At 71.3% G+C, this 13354-nt stretch carries 11 protein-coding genes; 5 read left to right on the top strand and 6 right to left on the bottom strand.

Going from position 1 to position 13354, the window contains the following annotated elements; all coding sequences use genetic code 11:
* Window positions 1-5 precede the first annotated feature (5 nt).
* Window positions 6-509 (bottom strand): GAF domain-containing protein, encoded by a 504-nt coding sequence (locus B2W79_RS09465; RefSeq protein WP_292788909.1) that lies wholly within the window; start codon window positions 507-509, stop codon window positions 6-8.
* Entirely contained in the window at window positions 506-1003 is a 498-nt protein-coding gene (locus B2W79_RS09460; RefSeq protein WP_292788906.1) for a metallophosphoesterase family protein, read from the bottom strand. Before B2W79_RS09460 ends, B2W79_RS09465 begins: the two co-directional genes overlap by 4 nt.
* Before the next feature lie 145 nt (window positions 1004-1148).
* Between B2W79_RS09460 and B2W79_RS09455 the strand changes: the two genes are divergently transcribed.
* On the top strand, window positions 1149-2609 hold the full coding sequence (locus tag B2W79_RS09455) for an MFS transporter (protein WP_071328121.1): 1461 nt from the start codon (window positions 1149-1151) through the stop codon (window positions 2607-2609).
* Between the two features lie 72 nt (window positions 2610-2681).
* Here the strand turns inward: B2W79_RS09455 and B2W79_RS09450 are convergent, their stop codons facing one another.
* Window positions 2682-3068, bottom strand: a complete 387-nt coding sequence (locus B2W79_RS09450) for a type II toxin-antitoxin system VapC family toxin (protein WP_292788903.1) — start codon at window positions 3066-3068, stop codon at window positions 2682-2684.
* A gap of 221 nt (window positions 3069-3289) precedes the next feature.
* Between B2W79_RS09450 and B2W79_RS09445 the strand changes: the two genes are divergently transcribed.
* Both B2W79_RS09445 and B2W79_RS09440 read left to right on the top strand, forming a co-directional pair.
* A complete protein-coding gene (locus B2W79_RS09445; RefSeq protein ID WP_060923460.1) occupies window positions 3290-3496 on the top strand; it encodes a hypothetical protein in 207 nt (68 codons plus the stop codon).
* 76 nt (window positions 3497-3572) lie between these two features.
* Window positions 3573-5459, top strand: coding sequence for an ABC transporter ATP-binding protein (locus B2W79_RS09440; RefSeq protein WP_292788899.1), 1887 nt, complete (start codon window positions 3573-3575; stop codon window positions 5457-5459).
* A gap of 245 nt (window positions 5460-5704) precedes the next feature.
* Here the strand turns inward: B2W79_RS09440 and B2W79_RS09435 are convergent, their stop codons facing one another.
* On the bottom strand, window positions 5705-7567 hold the full coding sequence (locus B2W79_RS09435; RefSeq protein ID WP_396654763.1) for a phosphoenolpyruvate carboxykinase (GTP): 1863 nt from the start codon (window positions 7565-7567) through the stop codon (window positions 5705-5707).
* Window positions 7568-7676: 109 nt separating this feature from the next.
* Here B2W79_RS09435 and B2W79_RS09430 point away from each other — a divergent pair, with 109 nt between their 5' ends.
* Window positions 7677-9119 (top strand): XRE family transcriptional regulator, encoded by a 1443-nt coding sequence (locus B2W79_RS09430; protein ID WP_292788896.1) that lies wholly within the window; start codon window positions 7677-7679, stop codon window positions 9117-9119.
* A 103-nt stretch (window positions 9120-9222) separates the two neighbouring features.
* Here B2W79_RS09430 and B2W79_RS09425 read toward each other — a convergent pair whose 3' ends face one another.
* Both B2W79_RS09425 and B2W79_RS09420 read right to left on the bottom strand, forming a co-directional pair.
* Window positions 9223-10266 carry a winged helix DNA-binding domain-containing protein gene (locus B2W79_RS09425; protein WP_292788894.1) on the bottom strand — a complete coding sequence of 348 codons (1044 nt, stop codon included), beginning with the start codon at window positions 10264-10266 and terminating at the stop codon, window positions 9223-9225.
* A 98-nt stretch (window positions 10267-10364) separates the two neighbouring features.
* Window positions 10365-11807 (bottom strand): glyceraldehyde-3-phosphate dehydrogenase, encoded by a 1443-nt coding sequence (locus tag B2W79_RS09420; protein ID WP_292788891.1) that lies wholly within the window; start codon window positions 11805-11807, stop codon window positions 10365-10367.
* Window positions 11808-11971: 164 nt separating this feature from the next.
* On the opposite strand from B2W79_RS09420, the gene B2W79_RS09415 reads away from it, so the two are divergent.
* Window positions 11972-13315: an amidohydrolase gene (locus B2W79_RS09415; RefSeq protein WP_292788888.1), complete on the top strand. Its 1344-nt coding sequence runs from the start codon at window positions 11972-11974 to the stop codon at window positions 13313-13315.
* The last annotated feature ends 39 nt before the right edge of the window (window positions 13316-13354 follow it).

The following is a 13354-nucleotide window of genomic DNA, read 5'->3' as shown; positions in this document are numbered from 1 at the left end:
GCGGATCAGCGGACGCCGCGCTCCCAGAGTGCGGCTGACTGCTCCGCGGCCCCGGCCGTCCGGATGCGCTGGCCGTTGCGTCCGCCGCGGGCGAACGTGGCCGTGACGCCCGGCGGGACGTCGGCGGTTGCCACCGGGCGCGAGGACCAGGTGCAGTCGCGCACGTGCACGAGGTCTGCCGCCACCGCCGCCGGATCGTCGTCGTAGCGCCACGGCCCCGTCAGCGTCCCGAGCCAGAAGTACCCGTCGACGTCCCGCGTCCAGACGAGGGTTCCCGTCGGAAGCGCCGCGAACCGCTCCAGCCGCCGCGCCGCTCGCTCGCCATGACGGGCATCGACGGCCGCGAGCGCCGCGGTCAGGGAGCGGGGCTCGCGGTCGAGCCGCCCGCCCATGCCGCACACCCCGCCGGCGAGCGCCCGCTCGACCGCGACCCCCGGGGCGACGGCGTCGTCGCGCGAGCGCATCGGCGCCCGGTAGGCGATCGGCCCGTCGGCTCCGTCGTCCGTCATCGGAGCGGCACCAGGGTCGCCTCGACATCGCGCCCGTCGACCACGACGTGCATCATCGTGTGCACCGGCTGCCGTCGCCGGTCGGTGGGAGAGCCCGGGTTGAGCAGGCGCAGCCCGTTCGGCGTCACGGTGTCCCAGGGGATGTGCGAGTGCCCGAAGACCAGCAGGCCGGCGTCGGGGAAGGCCAGGTCCATCCGCTTCTCGCGCCCGGTCGCGGCGCCCGTCTCATGGACGATGGCGACGGCGGTGTCCTCCACGGTGAACCGCGCGATCTCCGGCAGCACCCGGCGGATCTCGGGGCCGTCGTTGTTGCCGTGCACGCCGTGGAGCACGCGCGCGCGGGCCTGGAGCAGCTCGACGGTGGCGAGATCGACCCAGTCCCCCGCGTGCACGACGACGTCGGCCTCGTCGATCGCCTGGAGCACCGCGTCCGGCAGCCGCTTCGCCCGCTTCGGGACGTGCGTGTCGGCGAGGAGCAGCATCCGCGTGGTCATGGTCCCCCTCCGGCCGGTCTTCCCCGACTCTACGCGGCGGCACCGACGCGCTCGGCACCATCGCGTCATGAACGTCCAGCCAACTCTCAGGAAGGCGTAGACTCGCCCGAGTCCGCTGGTATACCGGCGGAGGATCGGAGACCCCTTGAGCACCGCCACCACACCCGCGAACCCCCGCTCGCGCGTCATCACCGCGAGCCTCGTCGGCACCACCATCGAGTTCTACGACTTCTACGTCTACGCGACGGCAGCCGTGCTCGTCTTCCCCACACTCTTCTTCCCGAGCACGAACGACACCGCGTCGCTGCTGTCGTCGTTCGCGGTCTTCGGCGCGGCGATGGTCGCCCGCCCGATCGGTGCCGTGATCTTCGGGCACTTCGGCGACAAGTTCGGGCGCAAGGCGACCCTCGTCGCATCGCTCCTCACCATGGGCATCGCGACCTTCGTGATCGGCCTCCTGCCCACCTTCCAGCAGATCGGCTGGGTCGCCCCGCTGCTCCTGCTGATCCTCCGTCTCGCCCAGGGCTTCGCGCTGGGCGGCGAGTGGTCGGGCGCGGCGCTGGTGGCCACCGAGAACGCCCCGAAGGGCAAGCGCGCCTGGTACGGCTCGTTCCCGCAGCTGGGCGCGCCGCTCGGCTTCATCATCGCGAACGGCATCTTCCTCGCCATCAACTTCGCGCTCCCCCACCCGGAGGACCCGGCGCTGAAGTCGGAGGCCTTCCTCTCCTGGGGCTGGCGCGTGCCGTTCCTGTTCTCCGCCGTCATGGTCATCATCGGCCTGTGGGTGCGGCTCCGGCTCGTCGAGTCGGACACGTTCAAGAAGGCGGAGAAGACCGGGGCCATCCGCAAGCTCCCGCTCGCGACCGTGTTCCGGCACCACTGGAAGCAGCTCATCCTCGGCACGTTCATCATGCTGGCGACCTACGTGCTGTTCTACCTGATGACGAACTTCACGCTCACCTACGGCACGAAGGCCGCCGACCTCGAGACCGCCTCGGCCGCCGCCCGTGCTGCGGCGGAAGCGACCGGAAAAGACTTCGACCCGAGCGCGTTCGCGGCGCAGTTCTATCCGGGCCTCGGCTTCGGCTACACGGACTTCGTGCTCATGCAGATCATCGGCGTCGTGTTCTTCGGCATCTTCACGCTGCTGTCCGGGCCGATCGCCGACGCGATCGGACGCCGCAAGCTGCTGCTGTGGGTCACCGGACTCATCGTCGTCTTCGGCCTGTCGTTCAACATCTTCCTGCTCCCGCAGGCGGACCCGAAGTTCACCGGGGCCCTCACCCAGGCCTTCCTCGTGTTCGGCTTCATGCTCATGGGCACGACGTTCGGGCCGATGGGGGCCCTCCTGCCGGAGCTCTTCCCGACGAACGTGCGCTACTCCGGCTCCGCGATCGCGTACAACGTGTCGTCGATCCTCGGTGCGGCCGTGGCGCCGTTCATCGCGGTGGCCCTGTGGGCGGCTGTCGGCGGCGAGCCGTGGCTCGTGGGACTGTACCTGTCGTCGATGGCGGTGCTGACGTTCATCGCGCTCATCTTCACCCCGGAGACGAAGGACCACGACTACGAGGACGACCTCGGTCTGGCCTCCGCGGTCGAGCTCTAGGCCGACCGAACGACGAAACGAACGGCTGCACTCCCGCGGGGTGCAGCCGTTCTCGTCTTCCTGGCCAGACGCTCACAGCACCACGACGTCGCAGTACCGCCCCGCCGTCTTCGCCAGCCGGCGATCGGCCGTGAGCAGCGGGACGTCGAGGGCCTCCGCGAGCGCGACATAACCGGCGTCGTACGCGGAGACGTCCTCGCGCAGCGACCAGATCCGCGGGATGAGCCGGCGCAGCGGATGGCGGGTGATCTGCAGCGCCCCGAATGCATCGAGGGCCTCGCGGGCAGCGTGTGCCGGCATCGAGGACAGCATCGTGAGTCGGCGCAGCACGGACAGGACTTCGATGTCGAGACCCGTGTGTGCATGGAACTCCTCGCCGTGCGTCCAGACCTCCTCGCCGAGCAGTGCCTCGATCGCGGCCGAGGCATCGAGCACGACCGCCTCCGACGTCCCGCTCACTCGCGCTCGTCCCGTTCGCGATCACGGGCGGTGAGGATGCTCTCACGCGTCAGGGAGACGCCGGCGGCGCGCGCCCGTGCCCGGGACGCCTCGAGAACCTGCGCATTGCTGCGGTACCGGACGAGGTCTTCCAGCTCGCGCGCGACATAGTCAACGTGCTCGTCAACACTTCTTGACAGGGGCCCGCCGCGTCAACGAATATTGACGCGAAGGAGGTCCCCATGTCTCAACCGACCACCATCGCCGCGGCCGAGGGCGGCGAACCCCTCGCCGAGCTCCACCGCCTGGCCGCGCTGCGCAAGGAGCTCGCCCGCGCCGAAGAGGCCCAGGTCCGTCGCGCCCGCACGAGCGGCTACTCGTGGCAGGCGATCGCGAGCGCCCTCGGCGTCACGAAGCAGGCGGCACATCGGCGCTTCGGCCGCACCTGAGCCCATACAGCCGCCCCATAGGAAACGACCGTCCCCCGAGTACGGTCGAAGTACCATCTCCAGATCGAGGTCCCCCATGTCCCGCACGGCGACAGCACGCCGACGCGGACGGGGCGCACCGGCCGACGGGCCCCGCGCCACCTTCCGCCAGCTCCTGCCCTTCCTCTTCGAGCACAAGCGCACCCTCGTCGTCGTCGCCGTCCTCAGCGTGTTCGGTGCCGCGACCTCGCTCGTGCAACCCCTCCTCGTCGGACAGGTCATCGAAGCCGTGCAATCGGACGGCACGATCGGCGTGCTCGTGTGGCTGCTCGTCGGCTTCGTGATCGTGTCGTCGATCATCTCCGGCTTCCAGCACTACCTGCTGCAGCGCACCGGCACCGCGGTCGTGTACTCCAGCCGCCGCAAGCTCATCGCCCGCATCCTGCACCTGCCGACGTCCGAGTTCGACGCACGGCGCACCGGCGACCTCGTCTCCCGCGTCGGCACCGACACGACGCTGCTCTACGCCGTCCTCACACAGGGGCTCGCCGACGCGGTCGGCAACGTCGTGCTCTTCGCGGGGGCGCTCATCGCGATGCTGCTCATCGACCCCGTGCTGCTGCTGCTCATCGTCGTGGTGATCGGCGTGTCGGTCGTGGTCGTCGTCGCCCTCAGCGGCCGGATCCGCACGGCGTCCACCGCCCAGCAGGAGAAGGTCGGCGAGCTGGCCTCGGGTGTCGAGCGGGCCGTCGGCTCCATCCGCACCATCCGGGCCTCCGGCGCGACCGAGCGGGAGACCGCGGCGGTGACGGAGCGGGCCTCCGAGGCCTACGGAATCGGCGTGCGCATCGCCAAGATCTCCTCGCTCGTGGTGCCGGTCGCCGGCATCGCCCTCCAGCTCTCCCTCCTCGTCGTGCTCGGCGTCGGCGGCTTCCGCGTCGCCGCCGGAGCCATCTCGATCGCGGCCCTCATCTCGTTCGTGATGTTCCTCTTCCTGCTGGTGATGCCCCTCGCCTCGACGTTCGGCGCGATCACCTCCGTCAACCAGGCCCTCGGCGCGCTCGGCCGCATCCAGGAGGTCCTCGACCTGCCCACCGAGACCCAGGACGACGCGGCCACCGCCGCCGCTCTGCCCCGTGACGACGAGCCCGGTGCGGACGCCCCCGCCCTGGAGTTCCGCGACGTGCGCTTCCGCTACCCGGAGAACGTCGTCGCCGCCCGCCGCGCCGCCGCGCGAGAGGCGCAGACCCTGCTCGCCGACGCACACCTGGACCAGGCCGAGGCCGCCCCCGACCCGCAGGACCACGAGGTGCTCCGCGGGGTCTCGTTCGCGGTCCCTCGGGGGGCACGGGTGGCGCTGGTCGGTCCGAGCGGAGCGGGGAAGAGCACCATCCTCTCCCTCATCGAGCGCTTCTACGACCCGACGGGCGGCTCCATCCGTCTGAAGGGACACGACACCCGCACCTACGCGCGGGACGAGCTCCGCGCCCACTTCGGCTACGTCGAGCAGGACGCCCCGACTCTCGCCGGCACCCTCGCCGAGAACCTGCGGCTCGCCTCCCCCGACGCCACCGATGCGGACTGCGAGCGCGTGCTCCGCGCCGTGAACCTCGGCGACGTGCTGGAGCGGAACCCCCTCGGGGTCGACGCCCCGGTCGGCGAGGACGGCGTGATGCTCTCCGGCGGCGAACGGCAGCGGCTCGCGATCGCCCGGGCACTCCTCACGGATGCCCCGATCCTCCTGCTGGACGAGTCGACCTCGTCGCTCGACGGCGTGAACGAGCAGCGCATGCGCGAGGCCATCGACGCGGTGGCCACGGATCGCACGCTCGTCGTGATCGCGCACCGTCTGTCCACCGTCGTCGACAGCGACCTCATCGTGGTGCTGCAGGACGGCGTGGTGGTCGGACAGGGCACCCACGCCGAGCTCGTGGAGTCGACCCCGCTCTACCGCGACCTCGCCCGCCACCAGCTCCTCGCCTGACTCTCCTGCCCCCTCTCCCTCCCCACCGCCGAGACCCCGCGTTCCCGCCGAGACCCCGCCTTCCGCGCGTATGCGGGGCGGGGTCTCGACGCGAAACCGGGGTCTCGACGGGAGTGAGTGCCACGAAGGCGGGGCGTCGGAGACCACTCAGCCATGGGTTCGTCTCTGATGCCCCGCCTTCGCGGGTCTATCTCGACCCGGAGGCCGAGGGTGCCGGCTCCCCCGAACCGGCACCGGTCTGGGGGCTAGGCCTTCGCGAGGCGGTAGCGCAGCGACGCGAGCTCGGTGCGCAGAGCTGCGGGCACCCGGTCGCCGAACGTGTCGTAGAACTCCTCCGTGAGGTCGGCCTCGGCCTTCCACGCCTCGGGGTCGACCGAGAAGAGCTCGTCGAGGTCTTCCGCGGGGATGTCGAGGCCGTCGAGGTTGAGGTCCTCCACGCGCGGCAGGCGTCCGATGGGGGTGTCCACCGCCGGCACGTCGCCGGCCACGCGGCGGATGATCCAGTCGACGACGCGGGAGTTGTCGCCGAAGCCGGGCCAGAGGAACCGGCCGTCCGCACCACGGCGGAACCAGTTCACCTGGAAGATGCGCGGCGCACGGTCGAACCGCAGGCCGCGACCGACCTTGAGCCAGTGACCGAAGTAGTCGGCCATGTTGTAGCCGCAGAACGGCAGCATCGCGAAGGGGTCGCGGCGCAGCTCGCCGAGCGTGCCCTCGGCCGCCGCCGTGCGCTCGGAGGAGATGTTCGAGCCCAGGAACACGCCGTGGGTCCAGTCGGTGGCCTCGACCACGAGCGGCACGTTGCTCGCGCGGCGCCCGCCGAACAGGATGACGTCGAGCGGCACGGCCTCCTCCCAGTCCTCGGAGATCTGCGGGCACTGGGCCGCCGACACCGTGAAGCGCGAGTTGGGGTGCGCCGCGGGACGGCCGGAGTCGGGCGTCCAGTCGTTGCCCTCCCAGTCGACGAGGCTCGCGGGCGCCTCGTCGGTCAGGCCCTCCCACCACACGTCGCCGTCGGGGCGGAGCGCGACGTTGGTGAAGATCGTGTTGCCCCACAGCGTCTCGACCGCGGTGACGTTGGTCGACTCACCCGTGCCGGGCGCGACGCCGAAGAAGCCGGCCTCCGGGTTGATCGCCCAGAGCCGTCCGTCCTCGCCGGGACGGATCCAGGCGATGTCGTCGCCGAGGGTCTCGACCTTCCAGCCCGGGATCGTCGGGCGGAGCATCGCGAGGTTCGTCTTGCCGCAGGCCGACGGGAACGCGGCGGCCACGTGGTACGCCTTGCCCTGCGGGTCGATCACGCGGATGAGGAGCATGTGCTCGGCGAGCCAGCCCTCGTCCCGGGCGATCACCGACGCGATGCGCAGCGCGAAGCACTTCTTCGCGAGGATCGCATTGCCGCCGTAGCCCGAGCCGTACGAGTAGACCTCGAGCGTCTCGGGGAAGTGCACGATGTACTTGTCGTCGTTGCAGGGCCACTCGACGTCCGGCTCGCCCGCCTCCAGCGGAGCGCCGACGGAGTGCACCGTCTTGACCCAGGGCGCGCCCTCGGCGATCTGGCGGGTGACCTCGTCCCCCACGCGGGTCATGATGCCGATCGACGCGACCGCGTAGGCGCTGTCGGTGATCTGCACGCCGATGTGCGACAGTGGTCCGCCGACGCGACCCATCGAGAACGGCACGACGTACATCGTGCGGCCGCGCATCGAGCCCTCGAAGATCTCGTCCATCTTCGCGTGCATCTCGGCGGGGTCGGCCCAGTTGTTGGTGGGGCCGGCGTCCTCCTCGCGCTCCGAGGCGATGAAGGTGCGGGCCTCGGTGCGGGCGACGTCGCTGGGGTGCGAGCGCGCCAGGTACGAGCCGGGACGCCACTCGGGGTTCAGCTTGATGAGCTTGCCCTCATCGACGAGTCCGCGCAGCAGCCAGTCGTTCTCGGCGCGCGAACCGTCCACCCAGTGCACGGCGTCCGGCTGCGTCAGCGCGCGGATCTCCTCGACCCAGGCGGCGAGCTCCGCCATCGCGGGGGTGTCGTAGGAGGGAGCGGTGCCGAACGTGCGCGTCGGGGCGACAGGGGACGTGCGAGGGGTGAGAACTTCGGCCATGGCCATGACTGCTCCTTCGAAGTGTGGGGCGTTGCTTCCATCTTCTTCGCCCTTGACTCGGACTTTCGGCTAAATCGAGCAGTAAGAATCGCGGTTCTTTCGCTAGACTCAAACTATGGCGTCCTCCGGCATCCACCTCACGACCCTCGGCCACCGCATCCGGCACCGCCGCCTGGAGAAGGGCTACACGCTCGACGAGCTGGGGGCCCTCGTCGGGGTCGCCGGCTCCCAGCTCAGCCTCATCGAGAACGGCAAGCGCGAGCCCAAGCTGTCGCTCCTCCAGGCGATCGCGCAGGCCACCGGCACGGAGGTGACCGATCTCATCTCCGGCGAGCCGCCGAACCGCCGCGCGGCCCTGGAGATCGAGCTGGAGCGGGCGCAGGAGAGTCCGGTGTTCCGTCAGCTCGGGGTCTCTCCCGTCCGCGTCACGAAGGGCATGAGCGACGAGACCATCGAGTCGATCCTCGGGCTGCACCGCGAGCTGCAGCGCCGCGAGCGCGAGGCCATCGCGACCCCGGAGGAGGCCCGTCGCGCCAACACGGAGCTGCGCCTGCGGATGCGCGCGCAGAACAACTACCTCCCGGACATCGAGAAGCTCGCGGAGAAGCAGCTCAAGGCGGCCGGCCATTCGCAGGGCGCCCTGACCCACCGCACGGTGAGCATCATGGCCGAGAAGCTCGGCTTCGAGCTCATCTACGTCAACGATCTGCCGCACTCGACGCGCTCGGTCACGGACCTCGAGAACGGCCGCATCTACCTGCCCCCGGCGTCCATCCCCGGCGGACACGGCCTGCGGTCCATGGCGCTGCAGGCGATGGCGCACCGTCTGCTCGGGCACACGCCGCCGACCGACTACGCCGACTTCCTGCAGCAGCGCCTGGAGATCAACTACTTCGCGGCGTGCTGCCTGATGCCGGAGACCGCCGCGGTGGCCTTCCTGCAGCAGGCGAAGAAGGATCGCAACCTCGCGGTGGAGGACTTCCGCGACGGCTTCGGCGTGACGCACGAGGCCGCCGGCATGCGCATGACCAACCTCCTCACGCAGCACCTCGGCATGTCGCTGCACTTCCTGCGCGTCGACTCGACCGGCGCCATCACGCGGGTCTACGAGAACGATGACCTGCCGCTGCCGATGGACGTGACGGGAGCGGTGGAGGGACAGCGGGTGTGCCGGAAGTTCCAGGCTCGCTCCGCCTTCACGGAGCAGAACCGCACCGTCGAGCACCACCAGTACACGGACACCCCGTCCGGCACATTCTGGTGCTCCACGCAGACCGGCTCGTCGAGCGAGGGCGAGTTCTCCGTCACGGTCGGCGTGCCGTTCGACGACGCCCGGTGGTGGCGGGGACGCGAGACGAACGACAGGGCCGGGTCGACCTGCCCCGACGAGGCGTGCTGCCGTCGTCCGTCGGCCGAGCTCACGGAGCGCTGGAAGGGCCGGGCGTGGCCGAGCGCCCGCGTGCACACCCACATGTTCTCGCCGCTCCCCCGCGGCATGTTCCCCGGCGTGGACGACAACGAGGTCTACAACTTCCTGGGCCGCCACGCGAGTGAGTGACCCGCCGACCCACCCCCTTGCGTGCGCCCCGGCCCGTTACGCGCGGGCGTAAGGGGCCGGGAGGCGCGAAAAGGGGTGGGTCGACGACAGGAGGCAGGCAGGGTCAAGCGAGGAAGGCGGCGAAGCGGGCTAGGGCGGCGGGGACGGCGGCGGGATCTTCGGGGGGCTCGAAGAGCGTGGGAGGGGTGGTGTGGGCGACGGCGGCGTGGGTCCAGCAGCCGATCACGCGGCCGTTCTCCACCACGGTCGCCCTCACCATCCCGTTCTTCCCCGGTCCGACGACGGGGAGGTGCTCCGGAGCGCAGACGACGGTGCGGTCGGCGTAGGAGATGTAGTACTCGTCGAAGGCGCCGAGGGCGAACACGGACGGACGGCCCGCCGCGCGCCGGGGTGGGGTGCGGCCGACGAAGACCCCGTCCTCGACCTCGGTCACCCGGGTCGCCGCGCGCTCCGCCGCCTCCCGAGACCGCCCGAGCGTCAGCCCCGACCACCACGCGAAGTCTGCGACCCCCGCGGGCCCGTGACCCTCGACGTAGCGGACGAACAGCTCGGCCAGCGGGTCCTCCGGGCGGGGGTGATCGCGGATGTGGTCCGCCGCGAGCACGAACCGCTGCTCCCGCGTGATGCCCTCCCGCGGCACGACCGGCCCCTGCACGAGCACGCCGGAGACCGTCAGCGCGAACAGCAGGTGGATGCCGCGCTGCCCTGAGGGGTCGATGCCGATGCCCTCGAGCACCGGGAAGATCTCGCCCCTGGTGAGGCCGCCGTCGCGGAGCCGCGGCGTGAGCTCCCGGACGACCGCGTCGATCATGGCGTCGTCGATGCCGAGCTGCCGCTGTCGGGAGGCCGCCTGCTGCTGCTGTCGTGCGGCCGTGATCTCCAGCACCCAGCCGAGGTCGCGCGCGGGGATCGTGTGCAGCGTCCCCCGCATGGTCCAGGCCCGGACGATGTCGCCACGGTCGAATGCGGCGTCGACGTCGCGGAGGCGTGCGTCGCCCTTCGTCCGCACGGCCAGCGCCCACCGTCCGGCCGTGAAATCCTGGCTCTGCACCGCGAGCAGCCGCGCCGCCGCTCCCGCCACGTCCGCCTCCGGCGCGGTCAGCCCCTGCCACCGCAGCCGCTCCTCCCGCCACTGTGAGGTCTTCATGCCCCTCATCATGCCGCGACCCACCCCCTTTCGTGCGCCCCGGCCCGTTGCGTGCGCGCGCAGGGGGCCGGGTCGAGCGGAAGGGGGTGGGTCGGGAGTCAGAGGGTGACTTCGCGGCGGGTGGGGAGGACGACGGGGTGCGACCCCGCCATGGTCTCCAGCACCCGGATCACCTGGCAGGAGTAGCCGAACTCGTTGTCATACCAGACGTAGAGGATGAGGGTGTCCTCGTCGGCGATCGTGGCCAGGCCGTCGACGATGCCCGCGCGGTGCGAGCCGACGAAGTCCGTGGAGACCACCTCGGGGCTCTCCACGTAGTCGATCTGCTGCCGGAGCTTCGAGTGCAGCGACACCCGGCGCAGGTAGTCGTTGACCTGGTCCTTGGTGGCGGGGCGCTCCAGCGTGAGGTGCAGCACCGCGAGTGAGACGTCCGGCGTGGGGACGCGGATCGCGCTGCCCGTGAGCTTGCCCTCCAGCTGCGGCAGGGCCTTGGCCACGGCCTTCGCCGCCCCGGTCTCGGTGATGACCATGTTCAGCACGGCGGAGCGTCCGCGGCGGTCGCCCTTGTGGAAGTTGTCGATGAGGTTCTGGTCGTTCGTGAACGAGTGCACGGTCTCGACGTGGCCCTTCACCACACCGAACGCCTCGTCGATCGCGGCGAGCACCGGGGTGATGGCGTTGGTCGTGCACGACGCCGCCGAGACGATGCGGTCCTCGTCGGTGATCGTGTCGTCGTTGATGCCCTGCACGATGTTCTTCAGCGGGCCCTTGCCGGGCGCGGTCAGCAGCACGCGGGCGACGCCCTTCGCGCGGAGGTGCTGGGAGAGCCCCGCCTCGTCACGCCAGCGGCCGGTGTTGTCGACGACGATCGCGTCGTCGATGCCGTAGGCCGTGTAGTCGACGGCGGCCGGGTCGTCGGAGTAGATGACCTGGATGCGCGTGCCGTTGGCGATGATCTGCTCGGCGTCCTCGTCCACCGTGACCGAGCCCGCGAAGCGGCCGTGCACCGAGTCGCGCAGCAGCAGCGACGCGCGCTTGACGAGGTCGTTCTCGGAGCCGCGGCGCACGACGATGGCGCGGAGCCGGAGCCCGCTCCCGCCGCCGGTGTGCGCGATGAGGATGCGGGACAGCAGGCGGCCGATGCGGCCGAAGCCGTAGAGCACGACGTCGGTCGGCGGTGCCGGGACCGCGCCGACGGCCGGGGCCAGGGTCTCGGCCAGGTACTCCTCGAGCGGGCGGCCGCTCTCCGCGTGCCCTTCCACGAGGCGGGCCACGTCGATCGACGAGGCTCCGGGGGCCAGGGCGTGGATGCCCTCGAGCACCGCCAGGCTGTCCTCGACCGCCAGGCGCTCGTGTCCGAGCTGGGCCACGCGCTCGTGCACCTCGACGAGGCCGGTGGCCGAGAGGCCGAGCAGGCGATGACCGTGCAACGAGGTGACCACGTCGCGCTCGCGCTTGAGAGCCCCGATGAGCGGGATCATCCGCTCCGCCAGCTCTTCGCTCGCCGTCCATTCGTCGCGGTGTGCCGCGGAATCGTTCATCTGCGTCCTTGCATGTGTGAGCGCGCGCCGAGGTCGCCGGCGCGCATGAGGTTGCCGGGGTGTTCGGGGGATGACTCCAGGGTACAAGCCGCGGAACAACGCGCCGAATCGGCCGGCGCAGGACCTCCCGTGCGCGCGAGTTTTACGTCTACACTGGTGGAATAATGAGCAGCGCACTCCTCGGCGACGACGCCGACCTCCTCGTCCGCGGCGGCCGCATCCACACCGTCGACGCCACCGATTCCGTCGCCACCGCGATCGCCGTCCGGGACGGGGTGATCGTCGCCACCGACGCCGCCGCCGAAGCCCTCCCGGCCCGCGAGGTGGTGCAGCTCGACGGTCGCACCGCGATCCCCGGCCTCAACGACGCCCATCTCCACGCCGCCTGGCTGGGCGCGCGCTGGCCGCACCTGTTCTTCTCCGACACCCCGCCCGAGGAGCAGCCGACCGGCCGCCTCGTGACCACGGCCGACGAGCGACGCGGGGCCCTGCGTCGGGCGTGGGCGCTGCTCGCGGAACTCGGCGTCACGAGCTACACGGAGCCGGGCATCGGCCCCGGCGAGGACCACGGCGAGACCGGCTGCTTCGGCACCGACATGCTCGACGCGTACGTGGAGCTGCACAGGGAGGGCGCGCAGACCTCGCGCGTCACGCTGCTGCGCCTCTTCGGGACGATCGACGGCGAGAGCTCCCTGGACGACTTCGCCGCCGGACTCCCGGTGCCGCCGCCGTCGACCGATCCCCGCTGGCTCGCGATCCCCGGCGTGAAGATCTTCGCCGACGGCATCCCGCCGATGGCCACCGCCTGGACGTCGGAGCCCTACCCCGACGGGACGTCCGGGCACCTGCTCACGCGTGGCGACGCCGATCCGCTCAGCGCCTTCCAGCAGATGATCGCGCTGGCTGCCGGTCGCGGTCTCCAGATCGCGGTGCACGCCACCGGCGACCGCTCGATCGAGGAGTTCCTGATCGCGCTGGAACGGCACGGCCAGACACCCCCGCCGCCAGGACCCCACCACATCGTGCACGGCGACCTCGCGACCCCCGCGCAGATCCGGCGCGCGGAACGCCTCGGCGTCGGCTTCGCCGTGCAGCCCCTCATCGCCGCGCACACGCACTCCTGGGCGGCAGTGCAGCTCGGCGAGGCCCGCGTCGCCGCCGCGTGGCCGCTGGCCGAGATGCTCTCCTCCGGGGCGCTGACCACCGTGACCAGCGACGCCCCGATCGCCACGCCGGACTGGCGCCCGAGCCTCGATGCGTCCCTCGCCCTCCTCGCCGCCGACGGCCGCGCGGACGACGCCGCGACGCGGCGCCGGCTGCTGCGCACCATGACGGCCGACGCCGCGATCCAGGACGGCGCCGCGAGCTGGAAGGGCACCCTCGAGCCCGGCAAGGTCGCCGACATCACGGTGCTCGACGAGGATCCGTGCAGCCCGGGGCGCCCGTTCGCCGCCCTCCAGGTCGAGCGCACGATCGTCGACGGCCGCACGGTGTTCGCGCGCGGCTGACCACCCGCACCACGAAAACGGCGGGCGGCATGTTCACAC

It is taken from the genome of Microbacterium sp. UBA7513 (assembly GCF_002478345.1).
GTDB lineage: Bacteria > Actinomycetota > Actinomycetes > Actinomycetales > Microbacteriaceae > Microbacterium.
Note: the sequence above shows the minus strand (reverse complement) of the source record. Positions and strands in the feature narration are given on the sequence as shown.

Coding starts and splice junctions, on each gene's coding strand:
- B2W79_RS09465 (WP_292788909.1), bottom strand. CDS start 509: ATGACGGACGACGGAGCCGACGGGCCGATCGCCTACCGGGCGCCGATG.
- B2W79_RS09460 (WP_292788906.1), bottom strand. CDS start 1,003: ATGACCACGCGGATGCTGCTCCTCGCCGACACGCACGTCCCGAAGCGG.
- B2W79_RS09445 (WP_060923460.1), top strand. CDS start 3,290: ATGTCTCAACCGACCACCATCGCCGCGGCCGAGGGCGGCGAACCCCTC.
- B2W79_RS09440 (WP_292788899.1), top strand. CDS start 3,573: ATGTCCCGCACGGCGACAGCACGCCGACGCGGACGGGGCGCACCGGCC.
- B2W79_RS09435 (WP_396654763.1), bottom strand. CDS start 7,567: ATGGCCATGGCCGAAGTTCTCACCCCTCGCACGTCCCCTGTCGCCCCG.
- B2W79_RS09430 (WP_292788896.1), top strand. CDS start 7,677: ATGGCGTCCTCCGGCATCCACCTCACGACCCTCGGCCACCGCATCCGG.
- B2W79_RS09425 (WP_292788894.1), bottom strand. CDS start 10,266: ATGAAGACCTCACAGTGGCGGGAGGAGCGGCTGCGGTGGCAGGGGCTG.
- B2W79_RS09420 (WP_292788891.1), bottom strand. CDS start 11,807: ATGAACGATTCCGCGGCACACCGCGACGAATGGACGGCGAGCGAAGAG.
- B2W79_RS09415 (WP_292788888.1), top strand. CDS start 11,972: ATGAGCAGCGCACTCCTCGGCGACGACGCCGACCTCCTCGTCCGCGGC.